Below are 19,752 nucleotides of genomic sequence, written 5' to 3'. Positions count from 1 at the left end.
GAGCGTCGACAAGCCTGGCCAACTTCAGATCGAGACGAAAAAGAAGCTGGCGATCAGCCCCATGCCCACGAACCACACCAAAGAACGCAGCACCGCCCAGTCGGCCAGGTAACAGATGATGTACAAAAGGCGGCTGGTGATGAACAACACCGCCAGCACGTTGATGGTCACCAACTGGGCGTTGCCCGCCACATGGGCCACCAGCACCGCAGCGGCGAACGCCGGGGTCACTTCGAAGCTGTTGAGCTGCGCGGCATTCGCCCGCTTACCGACCCCTTGCAACTGTTCCAGGAACGCCCGTGGATCATGGTTATCCCGCAACCCGTACTTGCCGGACCCCTTGGCCACCGCAGTACCCAGGTAGGGCAGGAAGATGGCGATCAATACACACCAGAACGCGACAGTCATAACGTCAATCCTTTTTTAGAGTTTTTAGGGAATACTCACAGTTTCATCACCAACATGCCGATCAGCACCAGGCCACAGGCCATCAGCCTTGGCCGGCCGAAGGGTTCCTTCAGGTAGCGCATGCCGAACAGCACCACCAGAATCACACTGATTTCACGCAAGGCCGCCGCTTCGGCGATAGAGCCCAACTGCATGGCCCAAAGCACCAGAGCGTAGCTGAACAGCACACAGAAGCCGACGCTCAGTCCCAGGCGCCATTGTTCACGCCAGAACAGGGCGAAAGCCGGGCGCTTCCAGACCAGCGCCACCAGGGGAAAAGGCCAGGCACTGAGCAACGTGACCCAGGCCAGGTAGTCCAATGGGTGCTCCCAGCGGCGCAGGGCCTGGCCGTCGATGAAGGTGTAGCAACCGATGCACAGGCCGATCAGGGCCACCACCGGTAGCATGCTCCAGGGCAGGCGCGCGCCGCCTCCGCCCTGCCAGAGCAGGCACAGCATGCCGAAGGGGATCAGCAAGATGCCGAGGATCTGCTGGGTGCTCAGGGCTTCGCCACCCAATCCCAGGGTCAGCGCCAGCACCACCAGGGGCGAAAGGCCACGCATCAGTGGGTACACCAACCCCAGGTCCCCCACTCGGTAAGCCTGGATCAACAGGTAGCGATACAGGAGTTCGAAAGCCGCGGAAGCGAAGATCCAGGGCCAGAGCTGCTGGGGCGGCCATTGCAGGAAGAACAGCATGCCGGCCACGAACAGCAGGGCCACACTGTCCATGCAGGCCACCACCAGCAGGCGCTCGCCACTGAACTTGATCAGCGTGTTCCATGCCGCATGCAGCAGCGCCGCAATCAGAACCAGAGTTGTCGCCAGCACCTCGCCTCCCTGCCTGAACATCATTGCGAAACGGCGATCCTCGCATGCCGCCAGGCCCAGTTGCACGGAACATCGGCGCTTTTGGCCGGGTAGGCAGCGAATGCGTCCGCATGGGCATGGGTCCGAGTTTGCCCTGGGCCTGCAACATCACCGCTTCTGCGCGGTCAATGTGTCGATCCTTGCCTGATGGCAACTGGCCTAGCCACCCACTGTGCCCCTGGGCGGCACCGGGACATCAAACCCCTGGCCTGAACGACTTCAGGCTGTTTTCCACAATCATCCAAAGGAGTCCGGATGCTTGAACTTGTCGCTGCCTTTATCTGCCTGACGACCCTGCTGACGTACGTCAACTTCCGTTTCATCGGCCTGCCGCCGACCATTGGCGTAATGGTCACCGCCCTGCTGTTCTCCCTGCTGCTGCAGGGGCTGACCTACCTGGGCTACCCGGGCCTGGAGGAACATGTCGAAGAACTGATCGGCAAGATCGACTTCGGCGACCTGCTGATGAACTGGATGCTGTCATTCCTGCTGTTCGCCGGCGCCCTGCACGTCAACCTCAACGACCTGCGCAGCTACCGCTGGCCCATCGGCCTGCTGGCCACCGTCGGCGTGCTGATCGCCACCTTCGTCATCGGCAGCCTGGCCTACTGGATCTTCGGCCTGTTCGGCTGGCACGTGAGCTTCCTCTACTGCCTGCTGTTCGGCGCGCTGATCTCGCCAACCGATCCGATCGCGGTGCTGGGAGTACTGCGTACCGCCAATGCCTCCAAACCGCTGAAGACCACCATCGTCGGCGAGTCGCTGTTCAACGACGGTACGGCGGTGGTGGTGTTCACCGTGCTGCTGGGTATCGCGCAACTGGGCGAGACCCCGACCCTGGGCGCCACCGCCTGGCTGTTCGTGCATGAGGCCATTGGCGGCGTGCTGTTCGGCGGCCTGATCGGCTACCTGGTGTACCTGATGATCAAGAGCATCGAGCAGCACCAGATCGAGGTGATGCTGACCCTCGCCCTGGTGATCGGCGGTTCGGCCATGGCCAGCGAGATCCATGTCTCGGCGCCCATCGCGATGGTGGTGGCGGGCCTGATCATCGGTAACCTGGGGCGCAACCTGGCGATGAACGACATGACCCGGCGCTACCTGGATGGTTTCTGGGAATTGCTCGACGACATGCTCAACGCGTTGCTGTTCGCCCTGATCGGCCTGGAACTGTTGCTGCTGCCCTTCAATTGGCTGCACCTGGCGGCGGCCAGCCTTTTGGCATTGGCCATCGTGGCCTCGCGCCTGCTTACCGTGGCCCCGGCGATCCTGCTGCTGCGCCGCTGGCGCAGCGTGCCCCGGGGTACCATCCGCGTGCTGACCTGGGGTGGCCTGCGCGGCGGCGTCTCGGTGGCGCTGGCCCTGGCATTGCCTGCCGGCCCGGAGCGCGATTTGGTGCTGAGCATCACCTACATCGTGGTGCTGTCGTCGATCCTGCTGCAGGGCCTGACCATCGGCAAGCTGGTACGCCATGTCACCAGCGACGCACCGAAGGCACAGGCCGAAACCCACTGACCGATGGCCCATGCGCAGCGGGCGAGCTGGCCCGCCGCGCATGGGCAGAGACGTCAGGCGCCGGGCGCGTCGTCCTTGAACTGATCCTTGACGTACTTGATCTCGGTACGACCGTGGGGAGCGGGCAAGCCGTCCTCTCCCAGGTTGACGAAGACCATTTTCTCCACCGTGAGGATCGACTTGCGGGTGATCTTGTTGCGCACTTCGCAAGTCAGGGTGATGGAGGTACGACCGAACTCGGTGGCAGTGATGCCCAGTTCGATGATGTCGCCCTGGCGCGAGGCGCTGACGAAGTTGATTTCCGAAATGTACTTGGTGACCACGCGCTGGTTGCCCAGCTGGACGATGGCGTAGATCGCCGCTTCTTCGTCGATCCAGCGCAGCAGGCTGCCGCCGAACAGCGTGCCGTTGGGGTTGAGGTCTTCGGGTTTTACCCACTTGCGGGTGTGGAAATTCATGTTCGCTCCTGACCGTCCTGCCATTCGATGCCCGGCATGATGGCAGACCGGGCCGCCTCGCTCTATGCAACCTCGACTATGGTCTCGATTGAGGAACTTCATCCAGGTAGCAGAAACACTTTGGGAAGTCTGGCTCAGGTCGCTATAATCGCCACCGTTTCGAAACGGTCATCTACCCTTGATACCGTTTTCCCGCCACCTGTCCGAGGGGCGCTGCAGCAGGCTCGACCTGTCAGGCTCGGATGGGGCGTTGTCGGCACGGGACTTCCCGTGCGGACACTAAACGCACAACGGCGCCCATTCGCACATTACGAATGGAGGCTCTTCATGAGCGCTGTCAACACGCCTGCAGATTTTACCGATTACAAAGTCGCCGATATTTCCCTGGCCGCCTGGGGCCGCCGCGAAACCATCATCGCCGAGTCGGAAATGCCGGCCCTGATGGGTCTGCGTCGCAAGTACCTGGCCGAACAACCCCTCAAGGGCGCGAAGATCCTCGGCTGCATCCACATGACCATCCAGACCGCCGTGCTGATCGAGACCCTGGTTGCCCTGGGCGCCGAGGTTCGCTGGTCGTCCTGCAACATCTTCTCCACCCAGGACCAGGCCGCTGCCTCCATCGCCGCCGCCGGTATCCCGGTCTTCGCCTGGAAAGGCGAGACCGAGCAAGAGTACGAGTGGTGCCTGGAGCAGACCATCCTCAAGGACGGCAAGCCGTGGGACGCCAACATGATCCTCGACGACGGCGGCGACCTGACCGAGCTGCTGCACAAGAAATACCCTGCCGTCCTGGAACGCGTCCACGGCGTGACCGAAGAAACCACCACCGGCGTGCACCGCCTGCTGGACATGCTGGCCAAGGGCGAGCTGAAGGTTCCTGCGATCAACGTCAACGACTCGGTGACCAAGAGCAAGAACGACAACAAGTACGGCTGCCGTCACAGCCTGAACGACGCCATCAAGCGCGGTACCGACCACCTGCTGTCCGGCAAGCAAGCCCTGGTGATCGGCTACGGTGACGTGGGCAAGGGCTCGGCCCAGTCCCTGCGCCAGGAAGGCATGATCGTCAAGGTCACCGAAGTCGACCCGATCTGCGCCATGCAAGCCTGCATGGACGGTTTCGAGCTGGTCTCGCCGTTCATCGACGGTATCAACGACGGCACCGAAGCGAGCATCAACAAGGACCTGCTGGGCAAGATCGACCTGATCGTGACCACCACCGGTAACGTCAATGTTTGCGACGCGAACATGCTCAAGGCCCTGAAGAAGCGCGCCGTGGTCTGCAACATCGGCCACTTCGACAACGAAATCGACACCGCCTTCATGCGCAAGAACTGGGCATGGGAAGAAGTGAAGCCCCAGGTACACAAGATCCACCGTACCGGCCACGGCGATTTCGACCCGCAGAACGACGACTACCTGATCCTGCTGGCCGAAGGCCGCCTGGTGAACCTGGGTAACGCCACCGGTCACCCAAGCCGCATCATGGATGGTTCGTTCGCCAACCAGGTCCTGGCCCAGATCTTCCTGTTCGGCCAGAAGTACGCCGACCTGTCGCCAGCCCAGAAAGCCGAGCGCCTGACCGTTGAAGTGCTGCCCAAGAAACTCGACGAAGAAGTGGCCCTGGAAATGGTCCGCGGCTTCGGTGGCGTGGTCACTCAACTGACCAAGCAACAGGCCGACTACATCGGCGTGACCGTCGAAGGCCCGTTCAAACCGGACGCCTACCGCTACTAAGAGCAGCTGCAAGCCTTGAGCTTCAAGCGGCAAGTAAAGGCCAAAAGCCGACCTTGCCGCACGAAGCCCACGGCTTGGCCCCCATTTGCCAAAACAGTGTCAGGCTCCAGGCTCCAGGTACAAGAGACGAGCGCACCCCCGCTTCTCTTGCAGCTTGCAAGCTTGCGGCTTGTAGCTGGAGGTTTCCTCCATGTCCCAAGACCGTCGCTACAGCTTCGAGTTCTTCCCCACCAAGACCGATGCTGGGCATGAAAAACTGCTCGCCACTGCCCGTCAGCTGGCCGACTACAACCCCGACTTCTTCTCCTGCACCTACGGCGCCGGCGGTTCGACCCGTGATCGTACGGTCAACACCGTGCTGCAGTTGGAGAACGAAGTAAAAGTCCCTTCGGCACCGCACCTGTCCTGCGTGGGCGACAGCAAGGACGATCTGCGCGGCCTGCTGCGGCAATACCAGGCAGCCGGCATCAAGCGTATCGTCGCCCTGCGCGGCGACTTGCCCTCGGGCATGGGCATGGCCAGCGGCGAGCTGCGCCACGCCAATGACCTGGTGAACTTCATTCGTGAAGAGACCGGCAGTCATTTCCACATCGAAGTCGCCGCCTACCCGGAAATGCACCCGCAAGCGCGCAATTTCGAGGACGACCTGCAGAACTTCGTGCGCAAGGCCAACGCCGGTGCCGACAGCGCGATCACCCAGTACTTCTTCAACGCCGACAGCTACTTCTACTTCGTCGAGCGCGTGCAGAAGCTGGGCGTGAACATCCCGATCGTGCCGGGCATCATGCCGATCACCAACTACAGCAAGCTGGCGCGCTTCTCCGACGCCTGCGGCGCCGAGATCCCGCGCTGGATCCGCAAGCAGCTGGAAGCCTATGGCGACGACAGCACCAGCATCCAGGCCTTCGGCACACAGGTCATCAGCCAGATGTGCGAACGCCTGCTGCAAGGCGGCGCCCCGGGATTGCATTTCTACACCCTGAACCAGGCGGAACCGAGCCTGGCGATCTGGAACAACCTGAAGCTGCCGCGCTGACCGGCAAGGCAACACCGGCCCCGGTGCCGACCGGGGCCTCCATACCCGCGCCAGGCCTGATCTAGAGCGCCAGGAACTGCCCCTAGCATTTGCATGATCTCTCGGCGTACTCTCCAGCAATGTCCGTCATTGCCCGGTTGCTGACCACCCTTCTCTGCGCTTGCCTGAGCCTCGCCGCCCATGGCGAGACGCTACGCATCGTCACCGAACCCTGGGCCCCCTATGTCTACGAGGAAAACGGCAAGCCCCTGGGGCTGGACTACGAGACCACCGCCATCGTCTTCCAGCGCCTGGGCATCGAGGTGCAATGGCAGTTCCTGCCCTGGAAGCGCTGCCTGGCGATGCTGGAAACCGGTCAGGCCGACGGCGCTCTGGATATCTTCCACAGCGACGAGCGCGACAGCACCCTGCTCTACCCCAGCGAGGCGCTATCGGAAGTCGAGTTCGTGATGTTCTACGCCAACCGCCGCCCCCATCCGTTCAAGCGCCTAGACGAGCTCAAGGGCCTGACCATCGGCACCTCCCCTGGCTACCTGTACAGCGAAGATTTCAGCAACTCCACGCTATTCAACCGTGAGCCCGCCCCCACCCACGAGGCCAACTTCGGCAAATTGCTGTTGGGCCGGATCGACCTGCTGATCACCGACAAGCGGGTCGGCCAGCACCTGCTGGACACCCTCGGCATCCGCGACCAGATCAGCCAGAACCCCCTGGTCGTCAGCCGCCAGCAGCAATACTTGGCGGTGCGCCGCCAGGCTGGCATGGACCTGCTGGTGCAGCGCTTCGGTGCCGAACTCAAGCGTTTCAAGCGTGAACCGGGCTATGCCGCGCTGAGCGCCAAATATGGCGCGGAACCCGTGCTGCCGCCTGTCAGATCCTCTTCGACCCGCGAATCGGAAAAAACCGTTGAGCAGCAGGAAAGCGGCGCGCATTGAATGCTCTGTTATACTCCGGCCTCCCGCCAGGCTCACGCCCGGACGCTGGGATCCTGTTCAAGACATCTCCACCCCGCTACGGCGCAGCCGACCGGCCCGCGCGAGCCCTCGGTGGATGTCTTCCCAGGCCAGCAGGACCGGACGGGATTGCGTCCTCTTGAACGCCATTCGCGCCCGGCAAGATCATCCCTTTGGGCCAAGCCCTCACTAAAACAGGATTACTCATGTCCTTTGCTTCCCTCGGTCTCTCCGAGGCTTTAGTCGGCGCCATCGAAGCAGCCGGCTATACCCAGCCTACTCCGGTGCAACAGCGGGCCATTCCCGCCGTGTTGCAAGGTCGCGATCTGATGGTCGCGGCACAGACAGGTACTGGTAAAACCGGCGGTTTCGCCCTCCCGATCCTGGAGCGGCTGTTTCCCAATGGTCATCCGGACAAATCCCAACGTCACGGCCCGCGCCAGCCTCGCGTCCTGGTCCTGACCCCGACTCGCGAACTGGCCGCGCAGGTGCACGACAGCTTCAAGCTGTACGCCCGCGACCTGAAGTTCGTCAGCGCCTGCATCTTCGGCGGCGTCGGCATGAACCCGCAGGTGCAGGCCATGGCCCGTGGCGTCGACGTGCTGGTGGCCTGCCCCGGCCGCCTGCTGGACCTGGCCGGCCAGGGCAGCATCGACCTGTCGCACGTGGAAATCCTGGTCCTGGACGAAGCCGACCGCATGCTCGACATGGGCTTCGTCCATGACGTCAAGAAGGTCCTCGCCCGCCTCCCGGCCAAGCGCCAGAACCTGCTGTTTTCCGCGACCTTCTCCAAGGACATCACGGACCTGGCCAGCAAGCTCCTGCACGACCCCGAGCGCATCGAGGTCACCCCGCCGAACACCACGGTGGAGCGGATCGAGCAGCGGGTCTTCCGCCTGCCGGCCAGCCACAAGCGCGCGCTGCTGGCGCACCTGATCACCGCAGGTGCCTGGGAACAGGTCCTGGTGTTCACCCGCACCAAGCACGGCGCCAACCGCCTGGCCGAATACCTGGACAAGCATGGCCTGAGCGCCATGGCGATCCACGGCAACAAGAGCCAGAACGCCCGCACCAAGGCCCTGGCCGACTTCAAGGCCGGCGAAGTGCGGATCCTGGTGGCGACCGATATCGCCGCCCGCGGCCTGGACATCGACCAACTGCCCCATGTGGTCAACTTCGAGCTGCCCAACGTCGACGAAGACTACGTCCACCGTATCGGCCGTACTGGCCGGGCCGGCCGTTCGGGCGAGGCCATTTCCCTGGTGGCCCCGGACGAAGAGAAGCTGCTCAAGAGCATCGAGCGCATGACCAAGCAGAAGATCGCCGATGGCGACCTGATGGGCTTCGATGCCAGCGCGGTGGAAGCCGAGAAACCGGAAGTGCGCGAGCGTCCGGACACCCGTAACTCGCGCAACGCCCGCGCGCCCCGCGGCGACAACCCGAATGGCGGCGGTGGCGGTCGCAAGGACAAGGGCAAGGACAAGGGCGGCAAGGACAAGCCGGCCCGTGGCGAGCGCCAGGCTCGCGAGCAGAAGCCTCGCGAAAAAGCCGCGCCGCGCGAACAACGCCAGCCAGTCCCAAGCCCGGACCGGGCGCCGGACGAGTTCCTCGATGACGACGTGGACAACTTCGGCAACCGCGCCGACTACGTCAGCCCGTACCAGAACAAGGGCAACCAGCAAGGCCGCGGCCGTCGCCCCGCAGCCCCGGGCCAGGGCACTGGCGGCAATGGGCAGCGCAACGGCGGCCAGGGTCGCAATGGCAATCCGCGCAACGGTGGCGGAGCCAGCAACAGCAACGGTGGCACGCCGGCCAAACGCAACGGCCAGCGCAATGGTGCTTCCCGTGATGGCCAGGGCCGTCGCGACGATTCGCGCAACCGTCGTGGCCGTGACGATCAAGGCCGCCAGGAACCTGCCGTGCAGAATCCTCGGAGCGTCCAGCCGAAGATCATGCACAAGGAGTCCAAGGTCGATCGCTTCCCGACGCCTGAACAACTGGAACAGTTGCCAAGCCGCCCACGGGGCGAAAAACCGGCCCTGCTGACGCGTAACCGCTAAGCGAGCTGCAATGCAAAACGCCCCGGATCGTGAGATCCGGGGCGTTTTCGCTGGTATCGGGGAAAACGGCCAGCCGATAAAAAACGCCCTCGGTTGGAGCCGGGGGCGTTTTCTTGTGCGTGCCGTGGGCGCGAACGCGCCGATGGCAGCAGCGCGGCGCAGATCGCGAAGGCCCTGCGGGCCTTGTCGCAGCCTGCGGCAGCGGCTACAGGCGAAGCATTACTTGGCTTTCACACCTTCGAAGGTGATGTACAGGTCGACGTTATTGGACGCCGGGCCCAGGTCCATCATCTTGCCGAAGTCCTGGCGATTGATGCTGGTGGTGCCTTCGAAGCCAGCGCGGTAGCCGCCCCATGGATCCTTGCCTTCACCCAGGAAGGTGGCCTTGACCACGACAGGCTTGGTCACGCCATGCAGGGTCAGGTCGCCGGCTACGTCGGCGGTCAGCTTGCCATCAGCGTTCTTGCCGGTTGGCTTGACGCTGGTGGAGACGAACTTGGCGTCGGCAAACTTGCCAGCGTCCAGGAAGTCCTTGCTGGTGATGTGCTTGTCACGCTCGGCGTGGTTGGTGAACACGCTGGCGGTACGCACGTTGACTTCGATCTTGGCGTCTTCAGGCTTGGCCGCGTCGAAGCTGAACTTGCCGTCCAGGTCCTTGAAGGTACCGGTGATGAAGCTGTAGCCCAGGTGGCTGATCTTGAAGTCGACGAAGGCGTGCTGGCCTTCCTTGTCGATCACGTAGTCCGCTGCCATTGCCTGGCCGGTCGCCAATACAGCAGATCCGATTGCCAGAGCGGCGAGAGTCTTTTTCAACATGCTTTCCATTCCTTTCGAGTCAAGGTTGAACATCAGGCTTTGCGGCCCAGCATACGGGTGAGGGTCGCATCACGATCGATAAAGTGGTGCTTCAATGCAGCCAGTCCATGGATGCCGGCAAAGACTACCAGCACCCAGGCCAGGTACAAATGCACCGCACCTGCCACATCTGCCTGGTCCGGGAGTCCGGATACCAGGGCAGGAATTTCGAACAAGCCGAATACCGGGATACCCACGCCGTCTGCGGTGGAGATCAGGTAACCGGCGATCATCACCGCGAACAGGCCCAGGTAGAGGAACGCGTGTCCCAGCTTGGCCCCCAGTCGGGTCAGGCGGCCATGATTGGCCGGGGCCGGCGGCGGTGGGCTGACGAACCGCCACAGCACCCGCAGCAGCATGATCGCAAACAGCGTCAGGCCAATGCTCTTGTGCAGGTCCGGCGCGTCTTTGCGCCAGGTACTGTAGTAGTCCAGGCCGACCATCCACAGGCCCAGGGCAAACAGTCCGAATACCGCCAGGGCCACGCCCCAGTGCAGAACAATGCTTACCCAGCCGTAGCGCGAAGAAGAATTACGTAACTGCATTGTGTCGCATCCTGTAAGAAACGCTGGCCAAGACTATCGATTTACCTATCGAATTAAAGCGGAAATTTTCGCTTTGAAATATCGAGAAATACGATCGATAGTCTGTACCGAGCGAGTTAAGTAAAGATTAAGTCCCTCAAGTTCCTCTACGGGCAAGTCCCCCGTCCCCGTGCCTTGGCCTCCATCACCGGCGTCTTTGCCCAGGATGGGCCACACCCGCGGCGCTACCTCGCACAACCAGGTTGTCCCACGGCCATGCATTGCATAGGCTTGCTCGATCGTTTGCCCGCGCCATTTTGCGAGCACCTCCAGGAGACTGTACATGGGCCTGAATAACCAGTGGATGCAACGCGATCTCGCAGTGTTGTGGCATCCCTGCACCCAGATGAAAGACCACGAACAACTGCCGTTGATCCCGATCCGGCGGGGCGAAGGTGTCTGGCTGGAAGATTTCGAGGGCAAGCGCTACCTGGATGCGGTCAGTTCCTGGTGGGTCAACGTGTTCGGCCACGCCAACCCGCGCATCAACCAGCGCATCAAGGACCAGGTCGACCAGCTGGAGCACGTGATCCTGGCCGGCTTCAGCCACCAGCCGGTGATCGAGCTGTCCGAGCGCCTGGTGGCCATGACCCCCGCCGGGCTGGACCGGGTGTTCTACGCCGACAACGGCTCGTCGTGCATCGAAGTGGCGCTGAAGATGAGCTTCCACTACTGGCAGAACACCGGCAAACCGGCGAAGAAGCGCTTCGTCACCCTGACCAACAGCTATCACGGCGAGACCATCGCCGCCATGTCGGTGGGCGACGTGCCGTTGTTCACCGAGACCTACAAGGCCCTGCTGCTGGACACCCTCAAGGTGCCCAGCCCCGACTGCTACCACCGCCCTGAAGGCATGGGCTGGGAAGCGCATTCGCGCAACATGTTCGCCGCCATGGAGCAGACCCTGGCCGAACACCACGAGACGATCTCGGCGGTGATCGTCGAGCCGCTGATCCAGGGCGCCGGCGGCATGCGCATGTACCACCCGGTCTACCTCAAGCTGCTGCGCGAGGCCTGCGACCGCTACGACGTGCACCTGATCCACGACGAAATCGCCGTGGGCTTCGGTCGTACCGGCACCCTGTTCGCCTGCGAGCAGGCCGGCATCCGCCCGGACTTCCTGTGCCTGTCCAAGGCCCTGACCGGCGGCTACCTGCCCCTGGCTGCCTGCCTGACCACCGACAAGGTCTACCAGGCCTTCTACGACGACTACCCGACCCTGCGCGCCTTCCTCCACTCCCACAGCTACACCGGCAACCCGCTGGCCTGTGCCGCGGCGCTGGCGACCCTGGATATCTTCGAACAGGACAACGTGATCCAGGCCAACCAGGCCCTGGCCGCACGCATGGCCAGCGCCACCGCGCACCTGGCCGACCACGCCCACGTCGCCGAGATCCGCCAGACCGGCATGGCGCTGGCCATCGAGATGGTCCAGGACAAGGCCAGCAAGGCCGCCTATCCCTGGCAGGAACGCCGTGGCCTGAAGGTCTTCGAACACGCCCTGAGCCGTGGCGCCCTGCTGCGTCCGCTAGGCAGCGTGGTGTACTTCCTGCCGCCCTACGTGATCACCCCGGAGCAGATCGACTTCCTCGCCGAAGTGGCCAGCGAAGGCATCGACATCGCCACCCGGGACAGCGTCAGCGTGGCGGTGCCCAAGGACTTCCACCCGGGTTTTCGCGATCCGGGCTGAGGCCCGCCCGAGCGTGGCCGCACAGGCCACGCACCCGCCCCCACCGATCCGACTTCAACAGAGACCACAGATGAGATTGTCCCGCTTCTTTATCGACACCCCCCTGGGCCTTGGCGAGCACGAGCTGCCCGAAGCCCAGGCCCACTACATCGCACGGGTGCTGCGCATGGCCGAGGGCGATGCGTTGCAGGTGTTCGACGGTTCGGGGCAGGAGTTTCGCGGCACCCTGGTGGAGGTGGGCAAGAAGCGCGTGCGGATCAGCCTCGACGAGAGCTTCGCCGGCCAGCCCGAGTCGCCGCTGCGTATCCACCTGGGCCAGGGCCTGTCCCGTGGCGAACGCATGGATTGGGCGATCCAGAAAGCCACCGAGCTGGGTGTCGACCAGATCACGCCGATCTTCAGCGAACGCTGCGAGGTGCGGCTCAAGGATGAACGGGCCGACAAGCGCCTGCTGCATTGGCGCCAGGTGGCCATCAGCGCCTGCGAGCAGTGCGGGCGCTCCAAGGTCCCGGTGATCCACCCGCCGCTGTTGCTGGCGGATTGGCTCAAGCAGACCGCCGCCGACCTCAAGCTGGTGCTGCACCCGGTGGCCCAGCCACTGGAAAGCCACGCCCGCCCGGGCACCCTGGCCTTCCTGATCGGCCCCGAGGGCGGCCTGTCCGACGCCGAAGTCGAACAAGCCCAGGGCGCCGGTTTCCTGCCGGCGCGCCTGGGTCCACGGGTACTGCGTACGGAAACCGCGCCAGTGGTGGCCCTGGCCGTGGCCCAGCAGCTCTGGGGCGACTTCTAGCCCCCCGCCGTTGCCTGGCACACCGTGGCGCGTCCATCGCCGGCAAGCCTGGCTCCTACAACAGCCGGCAGGCCGCGGGACGGCGTTACTGCACCGGATCGCTGGTGGGCTTGGCGATGATCGCCTTCAGCTCGCTGGTCATCGGGAACTCCAGGTTCAGCCCCTTGGGCGGGATCGGCTGCTCGAACCAGCGCTGGTAGATCCCGTTGATCTCGCCGGAGCGGTACAGGTCCGCCAGGGCGGTGTTGACCAGCGCCAGGAACTGCGGGTCGTCCTTGCGCACCATGCAGCTGTAGATCTCCCGCGACTGCTCCTCGCCCACCACGACCCAGTTGTGCGGATCGCGAGCCTTGGCCCGCTCGCCGTAAAGCAGCGCATCGTCCATGTAGAACGCCGCCGCGCGCCCCGACTGGAGCATCTGGAAGGCTTCGCCGTGGTCCTTGGCGCTGATCACGAACATATCGATCTTGTGCTCGACGTTGAAGCTCTTGAGAAAGCGCTCGTTGGTGGTGCCGGCGGTGGTCACCACATTCTTGCCCCGCAGGTCGGCGAAGCTCTTGATCCCGCTGTCCTTGGCGGTCAGCAACTGGCCCTTGACGTAGATGAAGCCATAGGAGAAGGCCACCTGCTTCTGGCGCTCGGCCGTCACCCCGGTGGAGCCGCATTCCAGGTCCACGGTGCCGTTCTGCACCAGCGGAATGCGGGTCTGGGAGGTCACCAGGTTGTACTTCACCGCCAGCTTGGGCAGCTGCAACTGCTGCTGGATGCGCTCCACCACCTTACCCGCCAGCTCCACGGAATAACCCATGGGCTTGCCGCTGTTGTCCGCCACGTAGGAAAACGGCACCGAGGCATCGCGATATCCCAAGGTAATACTGGCGCTGTTGGCGATCTTGGCCAGGGTTCCCTCCAGGGGCGCCTCGTTGGCCTGGGCCATGGCGCTGAACAGCAGGCCCAGGGTGCAGCCGAGCAACGTGATCTTCTTGTGCATTGTTATTCTCCGTTGGGGATGAAGGCGCTTCAGCGACGGGTGGCGATGATACTGATTTCGACGAGGATGTCCGGGCGCGCCAGGGCTGCCTGCAAAGTGGTGCGCGCCGGAGCCTGGCCGGGGGACAGCCAGGCCGACCACACCTCGTTCATGCCGGCGAAATCCGCCTGGATGTCCTTGAGATAAATGGTGGCGTTGAGCACGTGGTCCTTGTCGCTGCCGACCTCGGCCAGCAGCGCATCGATCTTCTCCAGGACCTCGCGGGTCTGGCCGGCGATGTCCTGGCTGGCCCCCGGCACCTGGCCGGAAAGGAACACCAGTTCGGCGAAGGTCACGGCGCCACTCAGGCGGTTGTTGCTATGCAGACGCTGGATACTCATTGGAAACACTCCTGGTGATGACTCAGGCGGCGCGTGGCGCCAGGCCCTGCATGTCGATACTGGTGGGACGCTGGCCGATCAGTTCGCCCAGCAACTGGCCGCTGCCACAGGCCAGGGTGAAACCCAGCGCGCCATGGCCGAGGTTGAGCCACAGGTTGCGGTAGGCGGTGCCCCCCACCAGCGGCACGCCGCTGGGGGTCGCCGGGCGCATGCCGGCCCATTCCACGGCGGCCTGGTAATCGCCGGCATGGGCGAAGGTCTGCGCCGCCTGGCGCCGCAGCAGGGCCAGGCGCCCGGGGTCCGGGGCCGGGTCGAAGCCGACGATATCGACCATGGCCGCGACCCGTAGCTGCTGGCCGATCCGCGCGTAGACGATCTTGCGGTTGTAGTCGGTGATGCTGATTTCCGGCGCTCGGTGCTGCGGGCCGATGGGCGCGCTGAGGCTGTAGCCCTTGAGCGGGTACAGCGGCAGCTTGAGCCCAGGCAGCTGCAACTCGGAGCTGCGGTGCCCGGCAGCCAGCACCAGGTGGTCCACCGCCAGCTGGCGCTCGCCCAGGTCGATGGCCTGTACCCGGTCGCCCTGGTGCCGGATGCCGCGAACTCGCTGCCCAAGGAGGATCTGGCAACGTCCGGACGCCCGCAGGCGTGCCGCCAACTGCTGGCAGAAAGCATGGCAGTCGGCCACCTCTTCGTCCGGGGTATAGATGCCACCGATGAAGGGCGCATCGCCCAGGGCCGGCTCCAGGCTGGCGCATTCGGCCCCCGTCAGCACCTGCTGCTGGCGCGGGTCGGACAGGTTGTGCCGGGCGTGTTCGAAACTGCCGGCCTCACGAAAGGTCACCAGCTTGCCGTTGCGCCGCCAGTCGAAGTCCGCCAGGCCGTCGGCTTCGCGCCAGGTCTTGAGGGTCTCCTGGCTGAGCAGCGCCAACCGCAGCAAATGGGCGCCATTGCGCTGGTTCACCGAGTGCCGGCAAGCCCCCAGGAACCCCGCCAGCCAGCGCCACTGCGCCGGGTCCAGGCGTGGCCGCAGGCGCAACGGCGAATCGCCCTTGAGCATCCAGCCCAGGGCCTGCCAGGGCACGCCAGCATCGGCCAGCGGCGCCACGTAGCGATAGGACAGCTGGCCGCCGTTGGCGAAGCTGGTCTGGCTGCCGAGGCTGTCCTGGGCTTCCACCAGGGTCACCTCCAGGCCCTGGCGGACCAGGGCATAGGCGCTGGCCAGGCCAATGACGCCACCACCGATGATGCAAACCCGCTGACTCATGATTGCCCCTGGACCGTCGTTCGATGGACCCAAGGTTAGGGGCAGGTGACAGGCGCCGGACAATGAATAAAGATGGAACACCCATAAACAAAGGTTATGGACTTGCCATGCGCCTTCGCCATATCGAGATCTTCCAGGCCATCCGCCAGACCGGCTCCATCAGCGGTGCCGCGCAATTGCTGCACGTCTCGCAGCCGGCGGTGACCAAAGTGCTGCAGCACGCCGAACTGCAGCTGGGTTTCCCGCTGTTCCTGCGGGTACGCGGCAAGCTGCAACCGACCCCGGAAGCCCTGGAGCTGGAGCGGGAGGTGGACAAGGTCAGCGAGAGCCTGCAGGGCGTGCGCCGCCTGGCCCAGAACCTGCGCCGGGCGCCGGGCCACAGCCTGCGCATCGGCGCCACCCCGGCCCTGGCCCTGGCCTTGCTGCCGCCGGCCATCAGCGAGTGGACCCGGCGCTACCCGGACAGCCTCTGCGAGCTGTCCAGCGCCCACAGCCGCGAACTGGTGCAGAACCTGTTGATGCGCGAAATCGATGTGGCCCTGACCCTGCAACGCCCGGATCACCCCGGCCTGAACGGTCAGGTCCTGGCCCAGGGCGTGCTGGTGGCCCTGGCACCGAGCGGCTATTGGCCCGATGGCAGCCTGGGCCAGCCCCTGGCGCTGCAAGAACTGGCAGGCGCACCGCTGATCGGCCTGAGCAGCGCCGACCCGCTGTCGGCCCGGCTCGACGGTTATCTCAAGGCCGTGGAACCACCACCCCGGGTGAGCATCGCGGTGCAGACCTATTCCCTGGCCCGGGCCATGGTGGAGTCCGGCGCCGGCCTGGCGCTGATCGATCCCTTCACCGCCCTGGGCGCGTCCTCGGCCAGCACCGCGATCCGCCCCCTGAGCCCGTCGCTGCCCATCACCCTGTATGCCGTGAGCCGGGCCGCCGAACCGCCGCCCCATACCTTGAGCAGCTTGCTGGAGATCTTTGGCGGGCAGGCCCAGGAGCAACTGGATCGGTTGATGGCCGCCGATTGAGGCCGCCGGTCAGGATGTCATCGCGAGCCAGCTTCGCTCCTACACAGGGATCACCGTACCTGTAGGAGCGAGGCTACCCGCGCGGAACGATGAGGCGTGCCGATCACAACACATAGAACAGGATGGCGACGAAGTGCAGCAGGCTGCCGGCGATGACGAACAGGTGCCAGATGCCGTGGGCGTGGCGCAGGCGGTTGTCGAGGGCGAAGAAGATGATCCCCACGGTGTACAACACCCCGCCCGCCGCCAGCCAGGTGAAGCCCGCCGGCCCCAGGGCCGCCAGCAGCGGCTTGACCGCCACCAGCACGATCCAGCCCATCACCGCGTAGATCACGATGGACAGGACCCGCGCTTCGGAGCGCGGCTTGATCTCCTGCAGGATGCCGATCAAGGCCAGGCCCCAGACGATGCCGAACAGGGTCCAGCCCCAGGGCCCGCGCAAGGTCACCAGGCAGAACGGCGTGTAGCTGCCGGCGATCAGCAGGTAGATCGAGAAGTGATCGACCTTCTGCATGATGTTCTTCGCCCGCCCCCGCACGCTGTGGTAGACCGTGGACACGCTGTAGAGCACCAGCAAGGTGAAGGCATAGATCGCCACCCCGACGATCTTCCACGGGCTGCCGTCGAGGCTGGCCAGCACCACCAGCCAGATACCGCCGATAAACGCCGCGACCGCCCCCAAGAGGTGGGTCCAGGCGTTGAGTCTTTCTCCGTGATACATCGATCAGTCACCCTGAAAACATCCACAACCATCCCAGCAGACCCACTGCGGGCCGCTGCGTTCGACCGCAAGGCCAGCGACGGGCCTGCGCCTGCAGTGTGCAAGCGCAATATGTCCATTGGGGCGCGCCGCTGAAAAAACCAGCGGTCACATGACGACTCATCGGGCATCATCAGGCCCTCGCCACCAGAGTCCGGACCATGCTCATCGACGAAGAGTTGACCCTCAAGAAACTCGAAGTGTTTCTGGCCTTCATGCGCACCGGCAACCTGGCTCGCGCCGCCAGCGAACTGCAAACCAGCAATGTCAGCGTGCACCGGGCCATCCACTCCCTGGAAAACGCCCTGCGCTGCCCGCTGTTCAAGCACGAAGGACGCAACCTGACCCCGCTGGGAAGCGCCTTTGTGCTGGAAGAGCGGGCGCAGAAGCTGGTGCAGGACGTGGTCGAGAGCGTGCGCCTGACCCGTGAAGCCGCTGGTTTCTCGGCAGAACGTTTCAAGCTCGGCGCGCTTTACTCCCTGACCGTGAAAACCGTGCCGCAACTGATCATGGGCCTGAAGCTGCGGCGCAGCGAGCTGAACATCGACCTGATCCTGGGCTCCAACATCGATCTTTTATACAAGCTCAAGAACATGGAAGTGGATGCGATCCTGGTGTCCCTGGACGACAGCGTCAGCGATCCGGACTGCGAACGGCTGCCGCTGTTCTCCGACGATATCTTCCTCGCCACCCCGGCCGACTCGCCCTTCGCCCAAGAGCGCGAAGTGGACCTGGCGGCTGTGCGCGACGCCACGTTCATCACCCTGACCCAGGGTTTCGCCACCCACCAGGACGGCGTGCGGGTTTTCAAGCAGGCGGGGTTCGAGCCGAAGGTGGCGATGCAGGTCAACGATATCTTCACCCTGCTGAGCATGGTCAGCTCGGGGGTGGGTTATGCGCTGCTGCCGGGCAGGATCGCCGCCGTCTACGAGAACCGCGTGAAGCTGATACCGCTGCAGGCGCGCTACCGCCTGCAGCAACATATCGGCGTGGTCTTCCTCAAGGCCAAGGAGCGCGACCCGAACCTGCTGGCGCTGCTGGCCGAATGCCGGATGTATGCCAACCGGCAGGGTTAGAGCGCCAGAGTGTCGCAGGTGTGCATGACATCGGGTCAGCCCACCAGCCCACGCACGATGAAAAACAGCAGCGACGGCCCCAGCAGGCACCCCAACCCGGTGTGGAAGGTCGCCGTCAGCGCCCCATAGGGCACCAGGCGCCGATCGGTGGCCGCAAGCCCGGCGGTGACCCCACTGACGGTCCCGGCCAAGCCACCGAACACCATGGCCGAACGCGGGTTGTCCAGGCCCATCCAGCGGGCCGCCATGGGCGTGCCCACCATCACCAGGATCGCCTTGATCAGGCCGGTGGCGATCGACAGCGCCACCACATCGGAGCTGGCGCCGATGGCCGCGCCGGTCACCGGGCCGACGATGTAGGTCACGGCGCCGGCACCGAGGGTGGTCATGCTCACCGCATCGCGATAGCCAAAGCTCCAGGCGATGCTCGCCCCGACGATGAATGGCAGCACCGTGCCCAGCAGCAGCGCCACGGCGCCGATCAACCCGGCCTTGCGGGCCTCGGTGGCCTGGACTTCGAAGGCCGTGGCGACGATGGCGAAATCCCGCAGCATGGCGCCGCCCATCAGGCCGATGCCGGAAAACAGCGCCAGGTCCGCCAGGCCTTTCTGGCCACCGGTCAGGGTGCCGCCGACCCAGGCCAGGGCCAGGCCGATGACGATGGCGATCGCCGATCCATGCACGCGGCCGAAAGTCAGGTGCCGGGACAGCAGCACCGAGACCCACATGATCACGCCGACGAAGGCGAAGGCGGTGACCAGGCCGTTGTGTTCCAGGCCTTTCTCGATCAGGTCCCACATCTCAGCGCCCTCCCGCCGGCGCGGCTTCGATGCCCGGCTCCTGCGGTAGCGGATCGCCCTTGTGGGTCCGGCTGATCAGGGCGATGGTGCAGCCGCACACCAGCACCGAGCCGATGGCTGCCAGCACCGCCACCGGTCCGCCATGTAGCGCGGTGACCACATTCTGCTGGGCGGCCATGGCCACCACCACCGGGATGTACAGGGCGCCCCAGAAGCCGACGCCCATTTCACAGTCCTTGCTCATGCCGCCATGGCGCTGCATCCACAAGCGCGCGCAGATCAGCAGGATCATGGCGATGCCGACCCCGCCGACGTTGGACTTCACCCCCAGCAACACGCCGAGCATGTCGCCGATAATCACTCCCGCCAGCGTGCAGATCGCCAGCAATGCCACACCATAGATAATCATTGTCGTTGTCCTCGCAGTGCATCGTCGAAGTTGTTGTTCTTGTGCTTCGCCAGCCT

The 19,752-nt window shown here is 64.4% G+C and carries 20 protein-coding genes and 1 riboswitch; of the genes, 9 read left to right on the top strand and 11 right to left on the bottom strand.

What is annotated here, in order from left to right; translation table 11 throughout:
- Positions 1–24 precede the first annotated feature (24 nt).
- Together H7A76_RS02785 and H7A76_RS02780 are read right to left on the bottom strand one after the other, a co-directional pair.
- Positions 25–408, bottom strand: a complete 384-nt coding sequence (locus H7A76_RS02785; protein WP_185697091.1) for an MAPEG family protein — start codon at positions 406–408, stop codon at positions 25–27.
- A gap of 35 nt (positions 409–443) precedes the next feature.
- Entirely contained in the window at positions 444–1,277 is an 834-nt protein-coding gene (locus tag H7A76_RS02780; protein WP_185697090.1) for an EamA family transporter, read from the bottom strand.
- Positions 1,278–1,571: 294 nt separating this feature from the next.
- On the opposite strand from H7A76_RS02780, the gene H7A76_RS02775 reads away from it, so the two are divergent.
- A complete protein-coding gene (locus H7A76_RS02775) occupies positions 1,572–2,831 on the top strand; it encodes a cation:proton antiporter (RefSeq protein ID WP_185697089.1) in 1,260 nt (419 codons plus the stop codon).
- A gap of 53 nt (positions 2,832–2,884) precedes the next feature.
- Here H7A76_RS02775 and H7A76_RS02770 read toward each other — a convergent pair whose 3' ends face one another.
- Positions 2,885–3,289 (bottom strand): hotdog domain-containing protein, encoded by a 405-nt coding sequence (locus H7A76_RS02770; RefSeq protein ID WP_185697088.1) that lies wholly within the window; start codon positions 3,287–3,289, stop codon positions 2,885–2,887.
- Between the two features lie 199 nt (positions 3,290–3,488).
- Positions 3,489–3,595: riboswitch (S-adenosyl-L-homocysteine riboswitch) on the top strand.
- 21 nt (positions 3,596–3,616) lie between these two features.
- Between H7A76_RS02770 and ahcY the strand changes: the two genes are divergently transcribed.
- The 4 genes from ahcY to H7A76_RS02750 all read left to right on the top strand — a co-directional run bounded on the left by ahcY (position 3,617) and on the right by H7A76_RS02750 (position 9,075).
- Positions 3,617–5,026: an adenosylhomocysteinase gene (ahcY, locus tag H7A76_RS02765; RefSeq protein WP_022641583.1), complete on the top strand. Its 1,410-nt coding sequence runs from the start codon at positions 3,617–3,619 to the stop codon at positions 5,024–5,026.
- A gap of 190 nt (positions 5,027–5,216) precedes the next feature.
- Complete coding sequence (metF, locus tag H7A76_RS02760) at positions 5,217–6,062, top strand: methylenetetrahydrofolate reductase [NAD(P)H] (protein WP_185697087.1); 846 nt, start codon at positions 5,217–5,219, stop codon at positions 6,060–6,062.
- 119 nt (positions 6,063–6,181) lie between these two features.
- Positions 6,182–6,997 carry an ABC transporter substrate-binding protein gene (locus H7A76_RS02755; protein ID WP_185697086.1) on the top strand — a complete coding sequence of 272 codons (816 nt, stop codon included), beginning with the start codon at positions 6,182–6,184 and terminating at the stop codon, positions 6,995–6,997.
- Positions 6,998–7,221: 224 nt separating this feature from the next.
- Complete coding sequence (locus H7A76_RS02750) at positions 7,222–9,075, top strand: DEAD/DEAH box helicase (protein WP_185697085.1); 1,854 nt, start codon at positions 7,222–7,224, stop codon at positions 9,073–9,075.
- Positions 9,076–9,294: 219 nt separating this feature from the next.
- Here the strand turns inward: H7A76_RS02750 and H7A76_RS02745 are convergent, their stop codons facing one another.
- Both H7A76_RS02745 and H7A76_RS02740 read right to left on the bottom strand, forming a co-directional pair.
- Positions 9,295–9,891 carry a YceI family protein gene (locus H7A76_RS02745; protein ID WP_185697084.1) on the bottom strand — a complete coding sequence of 199 codons (597 nt, stop codon included), beginning with the start codon at positions 9,889–9,891 and terminating at the stop codon, positions 9,295–9,297.
- 32 nt (positions 9,892–9,923) lie between these two features.
- Complete coding sequence (locus H7A76_RS02740) at positions 9,924–10,475, bottom strand: cytochrome b (protein ID WP_185697083.1); 552 nt, start codon at positions 10,473–10,475, stop codon at positions 9,924–9,926.
- Between the two features lie 322 nt (positions 10,476–10,797).
- On the opposite strand from H7A76_RS02740, the gene H7A76_RS02735 reads away from it, so the two are divergent.
- On the top strand, positions 10,798–12,204 hold the full coding sequence (locus H7A76_RS02735; RefSeq protein WP_185697082.1) for an adenosylmethionine--8-amino-7-oxononanoate transaminase: 1,407 nt from the start codon (positions 10,798–10,800) through the stop codon (positions 12,202–12,204).
- Between the two features lie 70 nt (positions 12,205–12,274).
- Positions 12,275–12,994 (top strand): 16S rRNA (uracil(1498)-N(3))-methyltransferase, encoded by a 720-nt coding sequence (locus H7A76_RS02730; RefSeq protein WP_185697081.1) that lies wholly within the window; start codon positions 12,275–12,277, stop codon positions 12,992–12,994.
- Positions 12,995–13,079: 85 nt separating this feature from the next.
- On the opposite strand, the gene H7A76_RS02725 is transcribed toward H7A76_RS02730, so the two are convergent.
- Genes H7A76_RS02725 through H7A76_RS02715 form a run of 3 tightly spaced genes read right to left on the bottom strand, consistent with a single transcriptional unit; the run spans position 13,080 to position 15,629 of the window.
- On the bottom strand, positions 13,080–13,985 hold the full coding sequence (locus tag H7A76_RS02725; RefSeq protein WP_185697080.1) for a transporter substrate-binding domain-containing protein: 906 nt from the start codon (positions 13,983–13,985) through the stop codon (positions 13,080–13,082).
- A gap of 29 nt (positions 13,986–14,014) precedes the next feature.
- Complete coding sequence (locus H7A76_RS02720) at positions 14,015–14,365, bottom strand: RidA family protein (protein ID WP_185697079.1); 351 nt, start codon at positions 14,363–14,365, stop codon at positions 14,015–14,017.
- Positions 14,366–14,387: 22 nt separating this feature from the next.
- Positions 14,388–15,629, bottom strand: coding sequence for a D-amino acid dehydrogenase (locus H7A76_RS02715; protein ID WP_185697078.1), 1,242 nt, complete (start codon positions 15,627–15,629; stop codon positions 14,388–14,390).
- Positions 15,630–15,736: 107 nt separating this feature from the next.
- On the opposite strand from H7A76_RS02715, the gene H7A76_RS02710 reads away from it, so the two are divergent.
- A complete protein-coding gene (locus H7A76_RS02710; protein ID WP_185697077.1) occupies positions 15,737–16,651 on the top strand; it encodes a LysR family transcriptional regulator in 915 nt (304 codons plus the stop codon).
- A 103-nt stretch (positions 16,652–16,754) separates the two neighbouring features.
- Here the strand turns inward: H7A76_RS02710 and trhA are convergent, their stop codons facing one another.
- Positions 16,755–17,372 (bottom strand): PAQR family membrane homeostasis protein TrhA, encoded by a 618-nt coding sequence (gene trhA, locus H7A76_RS02705; RefSeq protein ID WP_031320660.1) that lies wholly within the window; start codon positions 17,370–17,372, stop codon positions 16,755–16,757.
- 200 nt (positions 17,373–17,572) lie between these two features.
- Between trhA and H7A76_RS02700 the strand changes: the two genes are divergently transcribed.
- Complete coding sequence (locus H7A76_RS02700) at positions 17,573–18,487, top strand: LysR substrate-binding domain-containing protein (RefSeq protein WP_185697076.1); 915 nt, start codon at positions 17,573–17,575, stop codon at positions 18,485–18,487.
- A 35-nt stretch (positions 18,488–18,522) separates the two neighbouring features.
- Here the strand turns inward: H7A76_RS02700 and madM are convergent, their stop codons facing one another.
- Together madM and madL are read right to left on the bottom strand one after the other, a co-directional pair.
- Entirely contained in the window at positions 18,523–19,287 is a 765-nt protein-coding gene (madM, locus tag H7A76_RS02695) for a malonate transporter subunit MadM (protein ID WP_185697075.1), read from the bottom strand.
- Between the two features lies 1 nt (position 19,288).
- Positions 19,289–19,696 (bottom strand): malonate transporter subunit MadL, encoded by a 408-nt coding sequence (gene madL, locus H7A76_RS02690; RefSeq protein ID WP_185697074.1) that lies wholly within the window; start codon positions 19,694–19,696, stop codon positions 19,289–19,291.
- Positions 19,697–19,752: the final 56 nt, after the last annotated feature.

Origin of the sequence: Pseudomonas sp. MSSRFD41, assembly GCF_014230245.1 — a bacterium.
In the GTDB taxonomy this organism is placed as follows: Bacteria; Pseudomonadota; Gammaproteobacteria; order Pseudomonadales; family Pseudomonadaceae; genus Aquipseudomonas; species Aquipseudomonas piscis.
Note: the sequence above shows the minus strand (reverse complement) of the source record. Positions and strands in the feature narration are given on the sequence as shown.